Source organism: Pyxidicoccus xibeiensis (genome assembly GCF_024198175.1).
Lineage (GTDB): Bacteria > Myxococcota > Myxococcia > Myxococcales > Myxococcaceae > Myxococcus > Myxococcus xibeiensis.
In genome coordinates this window covers 103,608-124,499 of sequence record NZ_JAJVKV010000015.1, presented here as the reverse complement: position 1 = coordinate 124,499, position 20,892 = coordinate 103,608, and the positions used below count along the sequence as shown (strand labels likewise).

At 70.4% G+C, this 20,892-nt stretch carries 16 protein-coding genes; 8 read left to right on the top strand and 8 right to left on the bottom strand.

Annotation, left to right across the window (positions count from 1 at the left end; all coding sequences use genetic code 11):
* Positions 1-20 precede the first annotated feature (20 nt).
* The gene (locus LXT23_RS40840) at positions 21-743 is read right to left on the bottom strand and encodes an ABC transporter ATP-binding protein (protein WP_253985990.1); all 723 of its coding nucleotides are present in this window, start codon (positions 741-743) and stop codon (positions 21-23) included.
* Positions 744-969: 226 nt separating this feature from the next.
* Here LXT23_RS40840 and LXT23_RS40835 point away from each other — a divergent pair, with 226 nt between their 5' ends.
* Positions 970-2,163, top strand: coding sequence for an aspartate kinase (locus tag LXT23_RS40835; RefSeq protein WP_253985882.1), 1,194 nt, complete (start codon positions 970-972; stop codon positions 2,161-2,163).
* A 128-nt stretch (positions 2,164-2,291) separates the two neighbouring features.
* Entirely contained in the window at positions 2,292-4,886 is a 2,595-nt protein-coding gene (locus LXT23_RS40830) for a N,N-dimethylformamidase beta subunit family domain-containing protein (protein WP_253985881.1), read from the top strand.
* Here the strand turns inward: LXT23_RS40830 and LXT23_RS40825 are convergent.
* The 7 genes from LXT23_RS40825 to LXT23_RS40795 form a co-directional block, all read right to left on the bottom strand.
* Positions 4,864-6,510: a right-handed parallel beta-helix repeat-containing protein gene (locus LXT23_RS40825; protein ID WP_253985880.1), complete on the bottom strand. Its 1,647-nt coding sequence runs from the start codon at positions 6,508-6,510 to the stop codon at positions 4,864-4,866. The two genes, LXT23_RS40830 and LXT23_RS40825, sit on opposite strands and share 23 nt — an antisense overlap.
* Positions 6,511-6,888: 378 nt before the next feature.
* Complete coding sequence (locus LXT23_RS40820; RefSeq protein WP_253985879.1) at positions 6,889-7,143, bottom strand: hypothetical protein; 255 nt, start codon at positions 7,141-7,143, stop codon at positions 6,889-6,891.
* Between the two features lie 87 nt (positions 7,144-7,230).
* Complete coding sequence (locus tag LXT23_RS40815) at positions 7,231-7,380, bottom strand: hypothetical protein (protein WP_253985878.1); 150 nt, start codon at positions 7,378-7,380, stop codon at positions 7,231-7,233.
* 160 nt (positions 7,381-7,540) lie between these two features.
* Positions 7,541-8,425 carry a phosphotransferase family protein gene (locus LXT23_RS40810; RefSeq protein WP_253985877.1) on the bottom strand — a complete coding sequence of 295 codons (885 nt, stop codon included), beginning with the start codon at positions 8,423-8,425 and terminating at the stop codon, positions 7,541-7,543.
* A gap of 14 nt (positions 8,426-8,439) precedes the next feature.
* Entirely contained in the window at positions 8,440-8,769 is a 330-nt protein-coding gene (cutA, locus tag LXT23_RS40805) for a divalent-cation tolerance protein CutA (protein WP_253985876.1), read from the bottom strand.
* Positions 8,770-8,820: 51 nt separating this feature from the next.
* Complete coding sequence (locus tag LXT23_RS40800) at positions 8,821-9,801, bottom strand: ATP-binding protein (protein ID WP_253985875.1); 981 nt, start codon at positions 9,799-9,801, stop codon at positions 8,821-8,823.
* 58 nt (positions 9,802-9,859) lie between these two features.
* Positions 9,860-10,513 (bottom strand): hypothetical protein, encoded by a 654-nt coding sequence (locus LXT23_RS40795; RefSeq protein ID WP_253985874.1) that lies wholly within the window; start codon positions 10,511-10,513, stop codon positions 9,860-9,862.
* Positions 10,514-10,796: 283 nt separating this feature from the next.
* On the opposite strand from LXT23_RS40795, the gene LXT23_RS40790 reads away from it, so the two are divergent.
* The 6 genes from LXT23_RS40790 (at position 10,797) to LXT23_RS40765 (ending at position 20,881) form a co-directional block, all read left to right on the top strand.
* Positions 10,797-14,354 carry a tetratricopeptide repeat protein gene (locus tag LXT23_RS40790; RefSeq protein ID WP_253985873.1) on the top strand — a complete coding sequence of 1,186 codons (3,558 nt, stop codon included), beginning with the start codon at positions 10,797-10,799 and terminating at the stop codon, positions 14,352-14,354.
* Positions 14,354-15,805: an adventurous gliding motility TPR repeat lipoprotein GltE gene (gene gltE / locus LXT23_RS40785; RefSeq protein ID WP_253985872.1), complete on the top strand. Its 1,452-nt coding sequence runs from the start codon at positions 14,354-14,356 to the stop codon at positions 15,803-15,805. Before LXT23_RS40790 ends, gltE begins: the two co-directional genes overlap by 1 nt.
* 127 nt (positions 15,806-15,932) lie before the next feature.
* Positions 15,933-16,211 (top strand): adventurous gliding motility protein CglF, encoded by a 279-nt coding sequence (cglF, locus tag LXT23_RS40780; RefSeq protein ID WP_253985871.1) that lies wholly within the window; start codon positions 15,933-15,935, stop codon positions 16,209-16,211.
* Between the two features lie 75 nt (positions 16,212-16,286).
* A complete protein-coding gene (gltG, locus tag LXT23_RS40775) occupies positions 16,287-18,215 on the top strand; it encodes an adventurous gliding motility protein GltG (protein ID WP_253985870.1) in 1,929 nt (642 codons plus the stop codon).
* A 107-nt stretch (positions 18,216-18,322) separates the two neighbouring features.
* Positions 18,323-18,955 carry an adventurous gliding motility protein CglE gene (gene cglE, locus LXT23_RS40770; RefSeq protein WP_253985869.1) on the top strand — a complete coding sequence of 211 codons (633 nt, stop codon included), beginning with the start codon at positions 18,323-18,325 and terminating at the stop codon, positions 18,953-18,955.
* Positions 18,956-19,243: 288 nt separating this feature from the next.
* Positions 19,244-20,881, top strand: coding sequence for a DEAD/DEAH box helicase (locus LXT23_RS40765; RefSeq protein WP_253985868.1), 1,638 nt, complete (start codon positions 19,244-19,246; stop codon positions 20,879-20,881).
* Positions 20,882-20,892 lie beyond the last annotated feature (11 nt).

The following is a 20,892-nucleotide window of genomic DNA, read 5'->3' as shown; positions in this document are numbered from 1 at the left end:
GGTTCCTCCGGGTGCGCCGCTCAGGCGGCGGTCAGCTTGATGAAGACCTCTTCCAGCGACGCGCTCTCCGCCTGGCCGTGGAGGCTGGCCAGCTTGCGGATCTCATCGTAGGCGACGATCTTCCCCTGGTTGATGATGAGCACCTTCTCGCACGTCATCGTCACCTCCGGGAGGATGTGCGTGGAGAGGATGACGGTGTGCTTGCCGGCCAGCCCCTTGATGAGGGCGCGGACCTCCGCGCGCTGCGTGGGGTCCAGCCCTTCCGTGGGCTCGTCCAGGATGAGCACCGGCGGCGAGCCGAGCAGCGCCTGGGCGATGCCGACGCGCTGCTTGTAGCCCTTGGAGAGGTTCTGGATGACGCGGTCCAGCACGTGCGCCACGCCGGTGAGGCCGGCCACCCGCTCCACCTCGTCCCGGATGCCACGGCCGGGCAGACCCTTCAGCGAGGCGACGAACTTGAGGTACCCCCGCACCGTCATCTCCGGGTAGAGCGGCGGCGTCTCCGGCAGGTAGCCGATGCGGCGCTTCACCTCCAGCGGCTGCTCGAAGACGTCGAAGCCGCCCACCCGCGCCACGCCCTCCGAAGGGGGCAGGAAGCCGGTGAGGATCTTCATGGTGGTGGACTTGCCCGCGCCGTTGGGGCCGAGGAAGCCGAGAATCTCTCCCTCCTCGACGGTGAAGGTGAGGTCCTCCACCGCCACGCGGTCCCGGTAGCGCTTGGTGAGGTGCTGTACCTCGATCATCGGCATGGGAAGGCTCCGGTGAGGAAGCGATCAACCAAGGGCCGGGGGCCGTGGAGCGTGATCGCCTGACGGCCTCGGAAAAAGGCGCGCGAATATAAAAGCCGACTCGGGGCTGTCAAGGCGAGTCCTACCCGGGGCGGGGGACACTTGGTCGGCTGGCCGGACTCCTGCATGAATGGCTCCGGCGCGGTTCCCCGGACACGCCAACAGGGGTAGGGAGGCGTTCATGCCAATCGTGGTCCAGAAGTACGGCGGCTCCTCGGTCGCCGACGTGGAGAAGATCCGCAAGGTGGCGCTGCGGGTGAAGGACAAGCGCGACGCGGGCTACCAGGTGGTGGTGGTGGTGAGCGCCATGGGCGACACCACCGACGAGCTGCTGGCGCTGGCCAAGGGCGTGTCGGTGGACCCGCCCCGGCGCGAGCTGGACATGCTGCTGACGTGCGGCGAGCGCATCTCCATGGCGCTGTTGTCCATGGCGCTCCAGGAGATGGGCGTGCCGGCCATCAGCTTCACCGGCAGCCAGAGCGGCATCATCACCAACGACGCGCACTCGCAGGCGCGCATCGTGGAGGTGCGGCCCTACCGCATCCACGACGAGCTGGCGCGGGGGAAGGTGGTCATCGTCGCCGGCTACCAGGGCGTGTCCTACAAGAAGGAAGTGACGACGCTGGGGCGCGGCGGCTCGGACACCACGGCGGTGGCGCTGGCGGCGGCGCTGGACGCGGAGGCGTGTGAAATCTACTCCGACGTGGACGGCGTCTTCAGCGCGGACCCGCGCGTGGTGCCGGACGCGCGCAAGCTGGAGGCGCTGAGCTACGACGAGATGCAGGAGCTGGCGAGCGCGGGCGCCAAGGTGCTCAACGCCCAGGCGGTGGAGTGGGCCAAGGCGCGCGGCATCGCCATCCTCGCGCGCACCGCGCACGGGCAGGGCAGCGGCACGGCGGTGCAGGAGCTGTCGGGCCCGGCGGACAGCCGGGTGAAGGGCGTCACCTGCGAGGCGGAGATGGCGGTGCTCTCCGCCGGTGAGCAGGTGCGGCTGGCGGAGCTGCTGGAGTTCCTGGATGCGCGCGGGGTGCGCGGCCGGACGCTGGGCTTCGACGGACCGCAGGGAGGCGCGAGGCACACGTCCATCGCCGTGCCCCTGGCGGACATCCACGGGGTGGACGCGCTGCGCAAGGACCTGGCCACGCGCTTCGGCGAGGCGGTGGCGTGGCGGGAGGACCAGGGCACCGTCACCGCCGTGGGCGTGGGGCTCAACGCGGACTGGGTGCCGCTGCGGAGGGCGCTGGCGGCGGCGGAGGAGCTGGGGGCGCGGGTGCATGCCGTGCACACCTCGCCCCTGCAGCTGACGTTGCTGGTGGACAAGGCCCACCTGAAGCCGCTGACGGCGCGGGTGCACCGTGAGCTTCTCGGCGGGTAGGCCGGTTCCCTCCCTGGGGCCTTCGGGGGGAGAAATGTTGAGCTCCGTCATCCCGGGTTGGCACAACACTTCCCTCCCTGGGGTTCGTTACTACCCTCCGCCCCTGAACACCGTGGGTGGAGGTCGGGATGGCACGGGGAAGCCGGTGGTGGGGGGTGGCATTGGGGCTGACCCTCCTGGTCGCATGGGGCGGCTGTCAGGAGCCTGCCCCCGAGCCCCCGCGCCCGGACATGGGCGACCGCCACGACACGCCTCCGCTCGAGGATGGGCATGACGGCGGAGACGGCGGCTACCACCCCGGCATCATCGACGCGGGCACCGATGCGGGTGAGCCCGATGCCGGGACGGACCCGGGCGAGCCGGACGCGGGGCCGGGTCCGGTGCCTCCAAGGAACCCGGACGCCATCCGCGAGGAGAACCGTCGCCCGGGGACCACGGCGTGGCAGATCAGCCGCGCCGCGCACAGCCGCGAAATCGAAGGTTACGCGCTGAACACCACGCTGAAGCACGGCGAGACGCTGCGCGTCGCGGTGTCGGTGTCCGAGGTGAAGGACTTCCAGTGGTTCGTGTACCGGATGGGGCACTACGCGGGGAAGGGTGCCCGCGAGGTGGCGCGCGGCGGACCGGTGCGAGGTGGCCGGCAGCCGGAGTGCCCGGCGGACCGGGCCACGGGCGTGGTGGCCTGCGCGTGGGCGCCCACGCTGGAGATTCCCATCAAGGAGGACTGGGTCCGCGGCGTGTACCTGGTGAAGCTGGTGCGCGCGGACAACCACCAGCGCTACGTGCCCTTCGTCGTGCGGGACGCGAATCCCCGCGCGGAGGTGGCGGTGCTCATGCCCACCGCGACGTGGGCCGCGTACAACACGTGGGGTGGCACCAGCCTGTATGACGACAAGGAGCGGGTGATGAAGGAGCACGGCGTCACCCGCGCCTTCCAAGCGTCCTATGACCGGCCCAACTCCCGCGGCCATGGCAGCGGGCACCTGCTGAACGACGACCTGAGCCTCGTGCGGTGGCTGGAGGCGCAGGGCCTGGACGTGGGCTACTTCACCAACGAGGACCTGGACGCGAGCTACGACTTCCTGGCCGGGGCGAAGGCGTTCTTCCTCTCGGGCCACGACGAGTACTGGTCCACGCGCAACCGCGACCACGCGGACCGCGCGCTGGCCGAGGGCCGCTCGCTCATCAACCTGGGGGCGAACCAGGCCTACTGGCACGTGCGGATGGACCCGGCCGCGGACGGGCGGCCCCGCCGCGTCATCACCTGTTACAAGGGCCACGCGAATGACCCGCACCGGGACTCGCGGCGGACGGTGAAGTTCCGCGAGGGGCCGGTGGGCCGGCCGGAGAACGCGCTCTTCGGCGTGCAGTTCTCCAGCCGCTGGCACCAGTTCGGCTTCCCCACCGTCATCTCCGCGCCCAACCACTGGGCGCTGGCGGGCACGGGGCTGAAGGCCGGTGACACCCTGTGGATGGCCAACGGCTACGAGCTGGACCAGGTGGTCGACAACGGCCGCGCGCCCGAGGACGTGGAGGTGCTGGCCGAGTCCCCGGGGCTGTCGCTCCAGGGTGCGTATGGCTTCGGGCACATGGTCATCCGCAAGCAGGGGAGCGCGTACGTGTTCTCCGCGGGCGGCGTCGACTTCGTGCGCACGCTGGCCACCGAGGACATGGCGGACCCGCGCGCCGGGCGCATCGTCGCCAACGTCCTCTACCGGGCGCTGGGGCGGCCGGTGCCGGAGGACCTGGTGGAGTTCCAGCGCAAGAACATGGTGACGGCGCAGGGGCCCTTCTCGCCCGGGGTGCACACGGTGGCGGGGCGGCCCGGGCAGCGGGTCGGCGCGGGGGCTTCCGTGGCCGCGGACGCGCTCGGCGCGCCCGTCGCGGTGGCGGTGCTGCCGGACGGTGGGTGGGCCGTGGCGGATGCGCTGGCCAACGCGGTGAAGCGGGTGGCGCCGGACGGCAGCGTGAAGACGGTGCTGACGCGGCTGAACGGGCCCATGGGCATCGTCGCGGACGCCGCGGGGAACATCTACGTGGCGGACACGGACAACCACGTCATCCGCCGCGTCGACCCCGAGGGCAACGCGGTCGTCTTCGCCGGCTCGACGCCGGGCATGCAGGACGGGCCCGGGACGCAGGCGGCCTTCAACCAGCCCGCGGGCCTGGCGCTCACGCCGGACGGCACCGCGCTGCTGGTGGCGGACATGAACAACGGCGTGGTGCGCCGCGTGGACCTGGTGGCGCCGGGCAACCCGGTGACGACGCTGCAGGGCGCGTGGATGTACCGGCCGTCCGCGGTGGCGGTGTCGGCGGATGGAAGCACGCTGTACGTGGTGGAGACGGGCATGGCCCGCGTGGTGCGCATCCGTGACGGGGTCACGTCGCCGGTGGCGGGCAGCACGCCGGGCTTCCGGGACGGGACGCCGAAGGACGCGCAGTTCCTCCCGTACCTGGGCATCGCCGTGCTGAGGGATGGCTCGCTGGCGGTGTCGGACCCGGGCAACTACCGCGTGCGGCGCATCCTCTTCGACGGCGAGGGCAATGCCCGGACGGTGACGACGATGGCGGGCAGCGGGCGCTACGGCCACGACGACGGGCCGGGGGAGGACGCGGAGCTGGTCCTCCCGGCCGGCCTGACGGTGGGGCCGGACGGCCGCCTCTACGTGGCGGACTCCGGTAACGGGCTGGTGCGCGCTGTCACTCCGTGCGAGCGGCGGTAGCAGCGGCAGCGGGCTGGGGACAGTCGGCCTCCACCGCGCCGAGGTCCGGCGCGGCGCCGCAGTACGGCAGGCCCAGGTCCAGGCCCCTGTCCAGTGCGCCCGGGCCGGGCGTGAAGTCGGTGGTGTCCGCCAGCGCGCTGGCGCTCTCCACCGAGCCGACGTCCCGGCCCGCGGCCTGCCACGTGGCGAGGGGGATGCCCACCCACGAGGTCAGCGGGATGAAGAAGCTGCCCGTCGCGAAGCCCGCGCCCGGCAGGTAGACGTTGGACTCCAGCTTCAGGCCGGGCGCGTGGGAGCCCAGGTTGACCGCGTTGCGGGTGGCGATGAGGTTGTTGCGCACCGCCACGTTGGTGGAGTCGCCACCGGTGCCATGGCCCACCACGAGCGCGAAGCCGTTCGTCCCGGTGATGGTGTTGTGCAGCACGCGCACGTCCACGCCGTTCTCGATGCGGATGGCCGAGCCCTCGGGCGTCTTCAGCCCGTGGATGCGGTTGCGGCGGATGGAGACGTTGGTGGGCGGCGCATTCTCGCGGTTGCCGCCCACGGCGATGCCCAGCGCGGCGTTCGAGATGTCGTTGTCCTCCACGGTGACGTTCTTCGCGGAGTAGTGCACCACCAGGGCCTCGCCCCGGGACGTGGAGGACTTCGCGAAGCCGTGCATGCGGTTGCCGCGCACGATGACGTCGTGGCACGTCTTGATGTCCACGGCATTCTCGCGGTTGTCGTACAGGTGGTTGCCCTCGATGAGGACCCCCTTCGCGGGCGTGGCGCTGCTGAAGCCCTCGGGCCCGAGGCACTGCACGGAGTCACCCGAGTTGTCGTGGATGTCGTTGCCGCGCACGGTGATGTCCCGCGACGTGGGGGCGATGACCACGCCATGCGAGTCGTCACTGCCGCGCGCGAAGTGGTGGATGTGGTTGTCCCGGATGGTGACGCCCGTGGCGCCGGCATCGGTGCTGATGCCGCTGCCGAAGGAGCCGTGGTGCAGGTCGTTGCGCGCGAGCACCGTGCCCTGGGTGTTGCCGGAGAACGTCACGGCGACCTGGCGCTGGCCGCGCACGTCGAACTCGAAGCCTTCGATGAGCCAGTGGGGCCGCTGCACGCGCACCATGAACCAGCCGCTGGAGGTGGGCACCAGCTTCGGCTTGCCCTCGCCGCGCAGGGTGATGGGGGCGGTGGCGGTGCCGGCGCGCACGCTGGCGTCGAGCTCCAGCTTCTCCGCGTAGGTGCCCTGCTGGACGCGGACGATTTCTCCCGGGCCCACGAGGGTGAGCGCCTTGGAGATGGTGCGCAGCGGCTTGTGCTGCGTACCCGGGGCGGTGTCGCTGCCGGTGGGGCTGACGAACCACTCGCGCGTGTACTTCGGGGGCGCGGGCTCCTCGACAGGCGGCGGCGCGGGCTGGGGCGTGGGCGGCGGCGTCGGCGCGGGCTGCTCCGCGATGGGCGGCTCCCCGGACGCTGGCCGCGGTGAGGGCTCCTCCGGAGTGGGCATGGAGGGCACTCCGGGGCGGGAGGGGAGGGGATGAGCACCGGTGGCCGGAGCGGGCTCCTTGTAGCTCCCGTTACAGGCGAGGCCTCCCACGGACATGAGTCCGATGAGGCTCAGGCTGCGCAGCGTGGACATGGGGGTCGGCTCCTGAGGGGGATTGAGCCAGCCGAGAACGTCCGAGGGGGCGAGCGCTATTCTGGTTGCTTCCGCTGCCCGTGCTCTCGTGGAGCAGGCGACCGGGCTTCACGAGCGTTTCGGCTCGGAGCACGACGGCCGCCGGGGCTTCGCATTCAGCGGAGCGCGCGGCGGTGACTGGCTATCACGGCAGGCGGGGTGCGCGGAACGGGCGGTGTGCCCGGCTGCTCGTGGGGCAGGGGGCCTGCGCGCGACCTTCGGTGTCGTGAAGCGAGGGACGGAGGTTGGGGCAGGGGGCCTGCTTGCGACCTCCTGACATGCGTTGGCGCACGGAGGTCGGGCTGAGACGCCCGCGGAGCGCTCCGTGCGCGCGCTGCTTCAGGGCAGCAGGCCGGGGATGCTGCCGCCGGGGCGCGGCTCGAGGCGGTACCGGATGGCACCGGGGTTCAGCAGGCACGACAGCGGCACGGGCGCGGGGAGGATGGCGCCATGCGGTGGGGCGTTGCACGGTGACGGCGCCACCGGGGCGCCCCAGGCGAACGGAGACAGCGGATGGCCGGACGGCCTCAGGCGCTCAGCGTCCTCGTCGAGGCCCTGTGTCCCGGGTTCGTCGTAGGGAAGCGCCTCGCTCATGCGTGCGCCGGAGGGTGGGGGCGTGTCCGGTGTGGCGAAGGCGATGCCCTCGGGAATGGGCTCCGAGGCGGCGCCGGGCTGGATGATCTACTCGATGCGTTCGGCGCTCTCGTCGCGTTCCTCGCGCCTGCTCGTGGCGCAGGCGCCGAGGAACATCACGGCCACCGCGCATGTACACAGGCGTCCGCGCGAGGAACGGCTGCGTCCGTTGACCATCACGGCTTCCTGCTCGGGCATCGCGCGGACTCCTCTCTCCACACGGTTCGTCTGGCGCCCTTCGTTCGCAATGTCCGGGAGGGTGCCGTCGCGAGACTCCAGGGGAAGGCAGGCGAGGGGACGTGGCCCGCGGCCCACGTCCAGGGCAGCGGCTGCCGACATCGCCTGGCGCATCTCTACGTCATGGCCTCCCGAGCGTGTCGAGGATGCGCCGTCGCGTGTCCTCCGTCCGCCGCGACGCTGGGGCGGAACGCGCCAGCAGGCCGACGAGGTTGAACAGGTCGAACACCTCCGCCGCGCGCCGCCAGCCCTCGGCGAGACGCCCTCCGTAGGCCCGGTAGTTGGAGGCGAAGGACTCCACGAACGGCTCGGGAGGGCTCCAGCGCAGCAGCTGGCCGACGTCCATGAGCGCGGGGCCCGCGTAGGCGAACTCCCAGTCGAGGACCAGCGGGATGCCCGCCTGGGTGTCATGGAGGTTGGAGGCCTTGAAGTCTCCATGGAGCAGCACGGGGGCGCTGGCATGCGCGCGGAGCATCTCCTCGTGCCGCGCGACGAAGCCCGAGAGCGGGGTGAACAGCTCCGCGCGCAGGACGGGGTCCAGCGTGTCGAGCTGGGTGCGCAGGTGGTCGTGGAAGGCGTCGAACACCTCGGTGAAGGGCGTGACGACGGACAGGTCCGAGCCGAGGAACCCGGCTTGGGGAAAGGCGCGTGCGTGGACCTCCGCCAGCGCGCGCCCGAGGACGGCGCCATGCCCGGCCGAGCCCTGCAGCGGCACGTGGGGGACGTACTCCAGCAGCAGGAAGTCCTCGCCCGCCGAGAGCACCGCCGGCACCCGGAAGGACTTCCACCCGAGGCCGAGCAGCGCCTGCTCCTTGCGGAGGGCTTCCCGGTCGCGGCGGTAGATGCGCAGCACCCGCTCCGAGCCGAGCCGCACGTTGAGGTTGGCCTGGCCTCCCGTCAGCAGCTCCCAGGGCTCATCGGTGGGGCCGATGCGCCGGAGAATCTCTTCGGGGTCGAACGCGCGCAGCTCCGCCCTCCGCTCCCACTCGCGCTCAGGATTGGGCAAAGGCTCCGGTGTGCTCACGGCGTGGACGACCGCGTGCTGTCGCGAATCCACGCCAGGTAGGGCGCATGGCCGTCGGCGACGTCGACCCGGAGGACCTCGGGCACCTGGTAGGGGTGCAGCTCGACGATGCGGGCGCGCAGGGGCTCGAAGAGGGCGGTGCGCGTCTTGAGGAGCAGCAGCACCTCGGCCTCGTCCTGGACCTGTCCCTCCCAGCGGTAGATGGAGCGCAGGCCGGGGACGATGTTGCCGCACGCGGCGAGCTGCTCCTCCACCAGCGTGCGCGCCAGCTCGGCGGCCTTGTCGGCGGAAGGGGCGGTGACGAAGACGAGGATGACGTCGGTCATTGAGGCGGCCCGGAAACGGGTAAGGCGCTCACCCGAGGTTCCACGCGAGGCCTACCGCCCCGCGCTGCGCATTCCGCCCGGCGAGTGGTGCAGGGGCGAGTCCATCTCCTGCCGCGTGCGGCGCCGGTCCGGCGTGTCGCGAGGCAGCTCCACGAAGGTGCACATCTCGCACAGCCGGCTGTAGATGCGCTCACCCACGCGCTCACGCAGCAGCTCCGCCTCGCGCGCCGCGCTGCGCGCGTCCTCCGTCGTGCGGTAGCCCGAGGGCGCCGGTGCGCGCTGGGCCTTCTTCTCCGGCTCCAGCGAGTAGTTCGTCGCGAAGAGCGTGGTGCGGCCCGCGTTGTAGCGGCGGGCGATGAGCTCATCGAGCGTCTCCATCTCGAACGGGCTGCCGCGTCCCTTGCCCAGCTCGTCGATGGCCAGCACCTCCACGTCCGACAGGGGGCCGATGATCTCCCCGCCGCTCTTGCCGTCCTGGAAGCCGCGGCGGATCTGCGCGTACAGCAGGGAGATCTCCACGTACCGGGCGCGGACGCCCACCTCCAGCACCAGGTGCGCGAGGGTGGCGGCCATCAGGTGCGTCTTCCCCGTGCCCACCGGGCCGCTCAGGACGAAGCCCTTCGCCGGGCCGCCCTTCGCGTCCATGCCGCCCTTCACGTACTGGTGCGCGAAGCCCATGGCCACGCCGCGGCCGCGGTCCTGCGCCTCGTTGAAGGCCCGGTAGTTGTCGAAGCTCGAGTGGGCCACCACTCCGGGCAGCCCCACCTCGTTGAAGAGCGACACGCGCCTGCGCCGCCGCGTGCACACGCACGGCTCCATCACCTCGTAGCGCCGGGGGCCCACCTTCTGGCTGAACATCCCCTCGCGCTCCACCAGCACGTGCCCGCGTCCACCGCACACGGTGCAGCTCTCCACGCACACGCACGCCCGCGCCTGGGCCAGGTCCCCACGTCTCTCGAGCACGTAGGTCCGCCCGGAGCACACGCCACACGCCTCACCCGTCGCCTTCGCAGCCATGTCGCGCATCGCCATAACAGAGCCTTCCTGAGCCCGTCAGCCAACTGAACGGGCGAGCAGGCCTGCCTCCCTCTCAGCCTTCCTTCACGCCCAACCGCCGCCTCACCGCCGCCAACACCCGGAAGCGCCTCGACACCCGCCGCGCCCGCGCCGACATCACCTGCTGCTCCGTGCCCGCCGCCAGCGCGTCGCGCCACAGCGCACGCCGCTCCTCGAAGGGCAGCGCCCTCAAGAGCCCCAGCAGCACCAGCGCCTCCTGGTCATCCAGGGCCGCCGGCTCCGTGGGGACATGTGCGAGGACCGTCACCATCAGCCGCCGCACCCGGGGGGCCAGCGCCTCCTCCCGCCCCGCCAGGTCATCCAGGGCCGCGCACAGGCGCGCATGTCGTGTCTCCTCCCACGTGCGGACCCGCTTTCGCCGCGCGTGCGGCTCCGGGGCAGTCGCGCCGGCCGCCAGCTCGCGGTACTTCCTGATCTCCGCCTCCACCTGCCGCCGGCATGAGCGGAGCGAGCGCAGCACCGGCTCTCCGGGCCGCGCGTCCCACAGCGCCTTCTCCGCCGAGCGGGAGATGCCGCGCGCCACCACTTCGAAGGGAACTCCCTCCTGGGCCCAGGTCGTCAAAAGCTCCGTGTCCAGCGCCGACAGCATCAACCCCGCGCCACGCACCGCGAGGAAGTAGTCCTGGACCAGCTCTTCGAAGCTGGCGCTCTCGGGGAGGAGACTCATGATCCGACACGCACTCCAGTGCAGGGCAGCCGAGCAGCCGGCCGTCTGCCCTCCCATACCCGCTGGGTCCGACAAGGCAACTCCGCAGCCGCCATTTTCACAGCGCCTCTGGAAGATTTCCGGCTTGCTTTCCGCAGAGGGAGCAGGCGGCCAGTCAGGGTTGACCCGTCGCGCTGAAACCGCGCATAGTGAAGCCCCCCGAATGGAAATTCCCGAAGATTCCCGGATACTTGCCTACCAAGCAGGCAACCGGGGACGCCGGTCCCCCTCCCTTAGGAAGACCATGCGCCGTTCGCTACTCGTCTGCCTCGTGCTCCTGGCGTCGGTTTCCGCCGCCCAGGAAAAGAAAGCCACGCGCGATGCCGATCTCGGCCGGAAGTCCGCCACTGCGGTGGACAAGTCCCTGGCTGGCGACATCACCCGTGAAAAGAAGAAGGAAGAGGTCGCACCCGCCCTCCAGTACGACCAGTTCCGGCTGGGCGTGGAGCTGCAGGTGGCCTCCAAGCGCCGCGAGCAGATCCAGTCGCTGAAGAAGATCATCTCGCTGTCGCCGGATCCGCGAGAGACCCCCAGCCTCCTGTTCCGCCTGGGCGAGTTCTACTGGGAGGAGTCGAAGTTCTTCTTCTTCGAGGCCAACCGGAAGGACGACGAGCTGCTCAAGGCAATGAACGCCAACGACGCCATGGCCCAGCAGCGCGCCAAGGCGGAGAAGGCGGAGCTGGTCGCCAAGCAGAAGGAGTACGGCAAGCTCGCGGTGGAGCAGTACACGAAGATCGTCCAGGAGTTCCCGAAGTTCGAGCGCTCCGACGAGGTGCTCTTCTTCCTCGGCCAGTACCTGATGGAGGACGGCCAGGACCGCAAGGCGCTGGTGGCCTTCAAGCGCCTCATCGAGAAGTTCCCGACGTCCAAGTTCATCCCCGACGCGTACCTGGCCTTCGGCGAGCACTACTTCAACAACTCCAAGGGCAAGCGCCCGGAGCTGGAGAAGGCGCTCGTCGCGTACAAGAAGGCCGCCGAGTTCCCCGAGAGTCAGGTGTACGCCTTCGCCCTCTACAAGCAGGGCTGGTGCCACTACAACATGGGGGACTACGAGGCCGCGAAGGACAAGTTCAAGACGGTGGTGCTCTACGGCGAGCTGGCCGGCGCCAACGCGGTGGAGAAGGACGGCGGCAAGAGCGGCAAGAGCTCGCTGGTGCGCGAGGCGCGCACCGACTACGTGCGCGCGTACGCCCACCAGGGTGACGTGGCGCAGGCCCGCGCGGACTTCGGCAAGGTGGCCACCAACCCGGAAGACCGCTTCACGATGATGAAGCAGCTGGCCAACCTGTACTACGGGGACGGCAAGGACCGCGAAGCGGCGATCACCTTCAACGCCCTCATCAAGGAGAAGCCGCTGTCGCCCGAGGCGCCCGGCTTCCAGGGGAAGATCGTCGACTGCATCCTCCGCATGGGCAACAAGGAGCGCACCGTGGCCCAGGTGCGCCGGCTCGTGAAGATCATGAAGGAGGTCGAGGGCTCCGGCGTCATCAAGGACGACAAGGACAAGAAGCTGCTGGCGGAGGCGAAGGAGCTGTCCGAGCGCACCCTGTCCAACCTGGCGGTCACCTGGCACAACGAGGGCAAGAAGACGCGCAACGAGGAGACGTTCAAGTACGCGGACGCCGTGTACAGCGACTACCTCACGCTCTTCCCGGAGAACCCCAAGGCGTACGACCTGCGCTTCTTCTGGGCCGAGCTCCTCAACGACAACCTGCAGAACTACGACAAGGCCGCCGCCAACTACACGCTCGTCGTCCTGCAGGACGCGAAGGTGCTGGAGGCCAAGGACGACAAGGGCAAGGCGAAGCCGGGCAAGCCGGGCAAGTGGCTGCAGAACGCCGCCTACAACGCGGTGCTCGCCTATGACGAAGTCGTCAAGGCCGGCGAGGCGCGCGGCGAGGGCAAGAGCGAGGCGGTGGGCTCGGACATCACCAAGAAGGCCGCCATCCCCACGCTGAAGAAGGCGCTGCTCGACGCGTGCGAGCGCTACCTGAAGTACGTGCCCAAGGGCGACAAGCGGGTGGAGATCGCCTTCAAGGCGGCCAACATCTACTACCGCCACAACCACTTCGACGAGGCGGTGCTGCGCTTCAGCGAGATTGCGCTCGGCTACCCCGACTACAAGTTCGAGAACGGCGAGCGCGCGTCGGAGATCGCCGCCAACCTCATCCTCGACTCGTACAACCTGCTGCAGGACTTCGCGAAGGTGAACGAGTGGGCGCGGCGCTTCTACGCCAACGACAAGCTGGCGGTGGGCAAGTTCCGCGACGACCTGGCGAAGCTCATCGAGCAGTCGTCCTTCAAGCTCGTCAGCCAGCTGGAGGAGAAGAAGGAGTTCGAGAAGGCCGCCGAGGCGTACCTTGCCTTCGTGAAGGACTTCCCCCAGACGGAGCTGGCGGACCTGGCGCTCTACAATGCGTCCGTCGACTACTACAAGGGCAAGATGCTCGATAAGGCCATCGACGTCCGCAAGCGCCTGTTCGCGCAGTACCCGCGGTCCAAGTACGTGCCGGACTCCATCTACGCCAACGCGGAGGCGCTGGAGGCCATCGGTGACTTCGAGGACGCGGCGAGCACCTACGAGGCCTACGTGCGCGGCTACGAGCGCAGCGTGACGGAGAAGGGCGCCGGCAAGCCGCGCGCGAAGAAGGGCGGGGACGACAAGCCCGCCGTCCCGCAGAAGTGGGAGGAGTCCAAGGCCCAGGTGGCGCTGTTCAACGCGGCGACCTACCGCGCGGGCCTGGGGCAGACGAAGGCGGCGCTGCGCAACCGCGAGCGCTACCTGGAGCTGTGGCCCAAGGCGAAGGACGCGGATGAGATCCGCATGTCCATCATCGACCTGACGGGCAAGAGCGGCGCGGCGATGAAGGCCATCAAGATGCTCGAGGAGTACGAGCGCGACAACATGCGCTCGGCGAGCAAGTTCCTCACCGCCGAAGGCCGCATCATCGACCTGTACAGGAAGATGAACAAGTCGCGCGACGTGACGCGCATGTACAAGCGCGTCTACGACCACTTCGAGCAGCTGCCGCGCCGCGTGCAGACCACGCTGGAGAAGCCGGCGCTGGGCCCCGCCGCCCAGGCGCAGTTCCTGGCGGTGGAGCTGGACTGGCAGGAGTACAAGCGGCTGAAGCTGTACTGGGGCGCTCCGCCGTCGCCGGACCGCTTCCGCGCCAGCATCCAGGACAAGAGCCGCGCGCTGCAGGTGGTGGAGAAGAAGTACGTGCAGACGGTGGCTCTGGGCGCGCCCGAGCCGGCCATCTGCGCGCTGCACCGCATCGGCCTGGCGTATGACCACTTCGCCGACCGCGTCATCAATGCCCCCATGCCGCGCGGCCTGGACGAAGAAGCGCAGCAGGCGCTGAAGGACGAGTTCGCCAACCAGGCCCAGCCGCTCAAGGACAAGGCGACCGAGGCGTTCGCCGCCACGGTGGCCAAGAGCCGCGAGCTGGACGTGTACAACGACTGCGCCGCGGAGAGCCTGAAGATGCTGCGCACCACCTACCAGCCCGACCGCTTCCCGGACATGCCGGAGGAGAAGGTGGCGCTGAAGGGCAAGGAGCAGATCATCGGCGGGGACCTGCTGGCCGCCATCCAGGACGTGCCGCCGCCGGCGCCCAAGGCCACGGGCGAGGCGCAGAAGGCGAAGTCGGAGGCGCTGAAAGAGGACCTGACGGACCTCACCGCCCAGCTCCGCTCGCAGACCGAGACCCAGGTGGACACCAAGCCCGCCGCTTCCAAGGATGGCACCGCGCCCGCGAAGCAGGCCGGGGCCGACGAGGAGCCGGAGGACTTCCTCTAATGAACCGGACGAATCGCACCATGCGCCTGTTCCCCCTTCTGGCGGCCGTATCGCTTGTCGCCGCCGGCTGCTCCGGCTCCAAGGCCGCCGGCCCCAGCGGCCCGGCGAAGCCGCCCACGGCCCAGACGACGACCGGCAAGGAGCCGGCGGCGCCGCCCATCTCCAACACGGCCAAGGCCCGCTTCGAGGACGCCGTGAAGGCGTTCGACGCGCAGAAGAAGGCCAAGGCCTTCGACTACCCGTCGCTGGAGCGCAAGTTCAAGCTGGCCCTGGAGTCGGACGCCAACCTGGCGGAGGCCGACTACAACCTGGGCGTCATCGCCGAGCGCCAGGGCAAGGCCACCGAGGCCCGCGCCCACTACAAGAACGCGCTCACCAAGAAGCCCTCGCTGCGCCAGGCCGCGGAGAACCTCGCGGTGATGGAGCAGAACGCCGGCAACGTGGCCGGCGCGGTGGCCCTCTACCAGGAGGTGCTGCAGCGCTACCCGGACGACGCCCAGTCGCGCGCGCGCCTGGCGGAGATCTACCGGCAGACCGGCGACCACGACAAGGCGATGGAGTTCGCCCGGGGCGCGCTGATGAGGGACCCGGTGTCCACCACCGCGCTGAAGGTGATGATCCGCAGCTACCTGGACCGCAAGCAGCTGGCCATGGCGAAGCTGGTGGCGCTGCGCGGCGTGAAGCTGGACGCGGCGGACCCGGAGCTGCACCACGCCGTGGGCCTCATCCTCCAGCGCGAGGGCAACAAGGACGAGGCGCGGCTGGCCTTCAAGAAGGCGCTCGAGGTGCGTGACGACTACGTGCCCTCGCACGTGGCGCTGGCGCAGCTGTCGCTGGACGCCGAGGACTACCCCGGCGCCGAGGAGCACCTGCGCCGCATCCTCCAGGCGGACGGGAAGAACGCCATCGCCCACCTCAACCTGGGCATCGCCTACAAGGGCCAGGGCCAGTTCGACAAGGCCATGCAGGAGTACGACGAGGCGGAGAAGCTGGACGGAGAGCTGGCCGCCGTCCACCTCAACCGCGCCGTCATCCTCCACAAGGTGAAGGACGCCCCCGAGCGCGCCGTGGAGCTGTACAAGAAGTACATCGCCATGGCCGGTGGGGATGTCGCCCTGTCCGCCGAGTCGCCCGTCTTCAACCTGCTGCGCGAGGCGGAGGCCATCGTCAACGCCAAGCGCGAGGCGAAGCACGCCGAGGAGCAGGCCAAGCAGATGGAGGCGCTGCAGAAGCAGCAGCAGGCGCAGATGCAGGCCGCGGAGAAGAAGGCCGCCCCGGCCCCGCAGCCCGGCGGCGCCGTGACGCCCGCGTCCTCCACCGGCACCGCCCCCCAGGCCACTCCGGCTGGCGGCGCGGCGCCCCAGGCTCCGGCCGCCCCGGCGGGTGGGGCCCCTGAAAAGAAGAATGCAGGCACGGCGGATCCGGCGGAGCCGGAAGACGACCTGCTGTGAAAGCGGTGTTGCCCACGGGTGCCTTCGCGCTGGCGGGGCCTCGGGGGATGATGCGAACCTTGCGCCTTCCCCTTATTGGGGGAGGCGGTGTGGCACGGGCCCGACGGGGCCCTCGTGGGAGGCAGTGATGCGGAAGGCGCTGATGCTGTGCGCGATGTTCTCGGTGGCTCCGGCCCTTGCCCAGGACGACGCGGCGAAGTCGGAGGGCGGTGGTGGGGGCGGGGAGGGCAATGTGCGCTACTCCAAGACGACCAACATCGACTTCGAGGACGACACCATCGAGGGTGACCTCACGAAGCCGGACGGCGAGTACATCGAAGCCCGCGACAAGGTGAAGCACTCGAACCTCATCCGCATCCGCGAGGACTTCGAGGACAAGGTGATGCAGTCCGTGGGGGAGCTGTAGGCGTCGTCGCATTGGCGGGAACCCGCCGGCGCGAGCGTTGTCTGTAGCCAACACCCACCTTACGTAGGAGCCCTCATGGCCGTTCCCCTGACACTCAAGGTCTTCAAGGGCGACTCGCTGGTCGCCTCAAAGGACTACGAGCGCGACATCATCAAGATTGGTCGTCTCTCTTCCGCGCACCTGTGCCTGGAGGACGAGAAGGTCAGTCGGATCCACTCCGTCATCGAAGTCGCCACCGACGGCGCCATGTCCATCATCGACATGGGCAGCGTCGAGGGCACGTACGTCAACGGCAAGCGGGTCAACAAGGGACAGCTGTCCTTTGGTGACGAGATCCGCGTGGGTGGCACCACCATCCGCCTGGAGAACCCGGCCGCGGTGGCCGCGGTGAACCTGGCCGTCGCCGTCGCCGGTACGGACGAGACGACGGACAAGAACCCGGTGCTGGGCGCTTCTTCGCCCGCGGCCGGGCTGGCGCAGGCCGCGGGGGCCATGACGCCTCCCGCCGATGCCGTGGCCGAGGGCGCGCTGGACGCGTCGTTCGCCGCCACCCAGCAGAACGCGGTGGCGCCCGCCGCCGAGCCGGCCGTGGCCGCTCCGGTGGAGGCCGCGCCGCGCGTGCGCACGGTGCGCAAGACGAAGTCCAACGGGCCGCAGGGCGTGGGCCTGCGCTTCGCGTGGGGTGACCAGCGCGTGGGCGAGTTCTTCATCCCTCCCGGGGCGAAGCGCTCGTTCACCGTGGGCAGCACCGCGGGCGTGGACTTCATCATGGGCGACTCGCGGCTGGGCGCGCCGAAGTTCGAGGTGCTGCGCGCCGACGGGCAGGCCTACTCCGTGCGCTTCACGGGGAAGATGAAGGGCGAGCTGCACCGCAAGGGCGAGACGCGGGACCTCAAGGCGGTCATCGAGTCCGGCAAGGCCTCGCACGAGGGTGACGCGTACACGCTGACGCTGGAGGCCGACGACTTCTTCTGGGTCGACCTGGGCGGCGTCTCGCTGGAGGTCGCCTTCCAGCCCGTGCCCAAGCGCGTCGTGGCGCCGCTGGGCGAGACGCTGGACTACACGGCGCTCAACATCTTCCTGGTGATGTTCTTCCTGGCGACCGCGTTCGTCATCACCGCGCTCAACCGCACGGGTGAGGGCGACGAGTACTCGGACGAGCTGTCCGCCAACCAGGCCCGCATCGCCAAGCTCATCATCAAGCCGCCGGAGACGCAGAAGAACAAGTTCCTCGAGCGCCTCAACCAGCAGAAGGAGGCGAAGAAGAGCGGCGAGATGGCGGCCAAGAGCCGCGGTGACGAGGGTCAGATGGGCAAGAAGGATTCGCCCAAGACCAACAACCGCACCGCGCCCAAGGGCGACCCGAACAAGAAGGACGAGGCCCGCGCGCTGACCGCGAAGATCTTCGGCGGCGGCAAGGGCGGCATCTCCACCGTCTTCGGCAAGGCCGGCCTGGGCGGCGACCTGAAGAACGCCATGGGCAACATGTTCGGCGCCAAGGCGGGTGACTCTGGCGGCTTCGGCGGCCTGGGCCTGCGTGGCTCCGGCGGTGGCGGCGGCGGCACGGGTGACACCGTCGGCATCGGCGGCATCGGCACCAAGGGCCGTGGCGGCGGCACCGGCGCCTACGGCAATGGCGTGGGCGTGCTCGGCGGCAAGCAGAGCGTCGACGTCGGCATCACCTCGTCGGACCCGGAGGTCATGGGCTCGCTGGACAAGGAGCTCATCCGCAAGGTCATCCACATGAACCGCGGGCAGATCCGCTACTGCTACGAGAGCCTGCTCAACCGCTTCCCGAAGCTGGGAGGCAAGGTGGCGGTGAAGTTCGTCATCACCGCGACGGGCTCCGTGGCGACGTCCTCGGTGGCCCAGTCCACCGCGGGCAACGCGGACCTGGAGACGTGCGTGGCGGGCCGTGTGCGCACCTGGAAGTTCCCCGAGCCCAAGGGTGGTGGCGTGGTCGTCGTCACCTATCCGTTCATCTTCAAGCAGGCCGGCGAGTAACGTCGGGCTGTCACTCAGTTTCCGCGGGTGGGCCGAGAAGCCGGCCCGCCCGCGGTGTTTCCTCCGGCTCCCGTCCCCCACGGGGGCCGCGCCAACGTCAGGACCGCATGAAAGCCCTCGCCCCCCTTGCCCTGTGCGCCGTGTTCGTCCTCCCCATGGTCGCGAGCGCTCAGCAGCCCACCCCCGCCAACACCGGGGACCGCCCCGCAGTCACGTTCGATGAAATCGAGCGGGGCCTGTACTTCGCCGTACTGGGTGGCCCGCTGTTCGTCACCAACCCGCCGGCCCCCGAGGGCACGCCGCGGCCGTTCTCCGCCGGCCCCATGGCGCAGGTCGAGGTGGGCGTGGACCTGAGCGAGCGCCTGTCCGTGGGCCTGTTCATCATGGGCTCCAGCATCCGCACGAGCGCCGACTACGTGGGCAACTCAGGCGGCGCGGTGTCCGGTGACTTCTCGTCGATGGTCCCCGGCGCGGTGCTGCGCGCCCGGGTGTACGGCCTGGCCGACAGCCAGGAAGTGAAGCGCACGTGGTTCTACGTCCGCGCTGGCGCGGGTTATGCGATGTTCTCGCCGAAGCGTCTCCTCCCCGAATCCGACATTCTTGTGTTTGCCGGGCCCGGAGTGGAGTACTACACAAGGCTGCGCCACTTTTCCGTGGGGCTCGAGGTGACGGGGAACTACCTCGTTTCCGGAGGCTCGCTCGGGTTCGCGGTGGCGCCGAACATTCGCTACGCGTTCTAGCGGGAGAAAGACGTGCCTCAGGAGAATGGAAGCGGTGGGCCGCGCCCCGGTGGTGGGCGTGGTCGTGACGGGGGTGCGCCGGGCCAGGGTCCGCGCCGTGAGGGTCCGGGTGGTGGCTTCGGCGGCGGAGGTTTTGGCGGCCGGGGTGGTCCGGGCGGTCCTGGAGGAAGAGACGGAGGCCGAGGGCGGGGTGACGGCCGCGGGCGCAGGGACCGTGACGAGGGCCCTGTCGGCCCCGGTCAGCGCGTCATCGCCGAACTGAGCACCCTGGAGAAGGCGCTCTCCAAGATGGACTTCGCCGCCGAGCGGGGGCCGCTGCAGGCCATCGTCCGCTCGCTGCGTCCCATGCGCCTGAAGTCCCTGGATGACCTGGACCTGAACACCAAGGGTCGCCTCATCACCACGATGCTGCGCGTGCAGCGGCAGCCCAAGCCGCCCGCGCCCGACGCCGCTGCTCCCGCCGAGGCTGCTGCTCCGGCGGAGGACGCTGCGCCCGCGGAGGCTCCGGCCGAGGCTGCTCCGACGGAAGGTGCTCCGGCGGAGGGTGCCGAGCCGACGGAAGGCGCGGCCCCGGCCGAGGGTGCTGCTCCGGCGGCTCCCGCGGCTCCGGCCGTGGACCCCGCGAAGGAGAAGTTCGACGCCTGGACGGAGGTCATGTTCCTGGTGGGCCAGGTCTGGCGCGCGGCGGGCGACCGCGAGCGCGCTGAGACGGCCTTCACCGCCAGCGGCCGCCAGCCGGGTCCTGAAGTCGAGGAGCCCGCGGCGGCTCCGAGGGAGGAGCGCCAGGCGCGGGGTGACCGTCCCGAGCGGGGCCCGCGTCCCGAGCGTGGGGCGCGTCCCGAGCGCGGTGAGCGTGGCGACCGTCCCGAGCGGGGCCCTCGTCCGGAGCGTGGCCCGCGTCCCGAGCGCGGTGAGCGCCCGGAGCGGGGCCCCCGTCCCGAGCGGGGCGAGCGTCCGCCGATGCCCGAGCTGACGGGCACCTGGGAGGAGCAGGCGAAGCAGCTCGAGGGCATGGGCCGCACGCGTGACGCGGCCCGGATGTACGAGCGCAACAGCAGCTTCGCGGAGGCCGCGCGCCTGTTCGAGGCGGGCGGAGACCTCAAGAGCGCCCTGCGCAACGCCCTGTCCGGTGGCAACAACGACGTGGCCCGCCGGCTGGTGGGCACGCTGCCCCCGGACCAGCTCGCGCCCACGCTGGAGAAGGCCGGCGCCTACGAGCTCCTCATGGAGCACTACGTGGGCAAGGGCGACTTCGAGAACGTCGCCCGGCTGTACGAGCGTGCCCGCCAGTTCGACCAGGCGGCGCTCGCGTACGAGCGTGCCGGCAAGCTCACCCTGGCGCGCAAGTCGTACGAGCGCTCCCGGGACATGGCCAGCGCCAACCGCATCCGCGGCCTGGAGGTCAAAGGCCTGGTGGAGCGCGGGGACCGGCTCGGTGCCGCCACCCTGCTGGTGGCGGTGGGCCAGCGCCGCGAGGCCGTGGAGGTGCTCAGCCCGCTGCCTCCGCCCAAGGCCTTCCACTTCATGCAGCGCCTGAAGCTGGAGGACGAGGCGAAGGAGCTGGCCCAGCGTGAGCTGGCCCGCGCCGAGGCGGAGCAGAAGCCGGCCGGCCGTGCCCGGTGGCTGGAGCTGCTCGGCGACACCGCCGCCGCGGCGGAGGCGTGGGAGGGTGCCGGCCGCAAGGACAAGGCGCTCCCGCTGCACGAGAAGCTCGGCAACGTGGCTCGCGCCGCCCAGCTCGCGGAGGAGCTGCAGCAGCGCGAGAAGGCCGTCGCCCTCTACACCCAGCTCGGCGACACCGCCGGCCTGGAGCGGGCGAACGCCCTGCCGGAGACGCCCACCGTGGCGCCGGCCCCGGCAGACCCGGCCGACGCGGAGGGTGGCGAGGGTGGCGAGACGCCTCCGAACGCTCCCTCGGCTGGGTAGCAAGAAAGCCA

Excerpts from the sequence above, each read along its gene's own strand:
- LXT23_RS40840 (WP_253985990.1), bottom strand. The coding sequence starts at position 743 with ATGATCGAGGTACAGCACCTCACCAAGCGCTACCGGGACCGCGTGGCG.
- LXT23_RS40835 (WP_253985882.1), top strand. The coding sequence starts at position 970 with ATGCCAATCGTGGTCCAGAAGTACGGCGGCTCCTCGGTCGCCGACGTG.
- LXT23_RS40830 (WP_253985881.1), top strand. The coding sequence starts at position 2,292 with ATGGCACGGGGAAGCCGGTGGTGGGGGGTGGCATTGGGGCTGACCCTC.
- LXT23_RS40825 (WP_253985880.1), bottom strand. The coding sequence starts at position 6,510 with ATGTCCACGCTGCGCAGCCTGAGCCTCATCGGACTCATGTCCGTGGGA.
- LXT23_RS40820 (WP_253985879.1), bottom strand. The coding sequence starts at position 7,143 with ATGAGCGAGGCGCTTCCCTACGACGAACCCGGGACACAGGGCCTCGAC.
- LXT23_RS40815 (WP_253985878.1), bottom strand. The coding sequence starts at position 7,380 with ATGCCCGAGCAGGAAGCCGTGATGGTCAACGGACGCAGCCGTTCCTCG.
- cutA (WP_253985876.1), bottom strand. The coding sequence starts at position 8,769 with ATGACCGACGTCATCCTCGTCTTCGTCACCGCCCCTTCCGCCGACAAG.
- LXT23_RS40800 (WP_253985875.1), bottom strand. The coding sequence starts at position 9,801 with ATGGCGATGCGCGACATGGCTGCGAAGGCGACGGGTGAGGCGTGTGGC.
- LXT23_RS40795 (WP_253985874.1), bottom strand. The coding sequence starts at position 10,513 with ATGAGTCTCCTCCCCGAGAGCGCCAGCTTCGAAGAGCTGGTCCAGGAC.
- LXT23_RS40790 (WP_253985873.1), top strand. The coding sequence starts at position 10,797 with ATGCGCCGTTCGCTACTCGTCTGCCTCGTGCTCCTGGCGTCGGTTTCC.
- gltE (WP_253985872.1), top strand. The coding sequence starts at position 14,354 with ATGAACCGGACGAATCGCACCATGCGCCTGTTCCCCCTTCTGGCGGCC.
- cglF (WP_253985871.1), top strand. The coding sequence starts at position 15,933 with ATGCGGAAGGCGCTGATGCTGTGCGCGATGTTCTCGGTGGCTCCGGCC.
- gltG (WP_253985870.1), top strand. The coding sequence starts at position 16,287 with ATGGCCGTTCCCCTGACACTCAAGGTCTTCAAGGGCGACTCGCTGGTC.
- cglE (WP_253985869.1), top strand. The coding sequence starts at position 18,323 with ATGAAAGCCCTCGCCCCCCTTGCCCTGTGCGCCGTGTTCGTCCTCCCC.
- LXT23_RS40765 (WP_253985868.1), top strand. The coding sequence starts at position 19,244 with ATGGACTTCGCCGCCGAGCGGGGGCCGCTGCAGGCCATCGTCCGCTCG.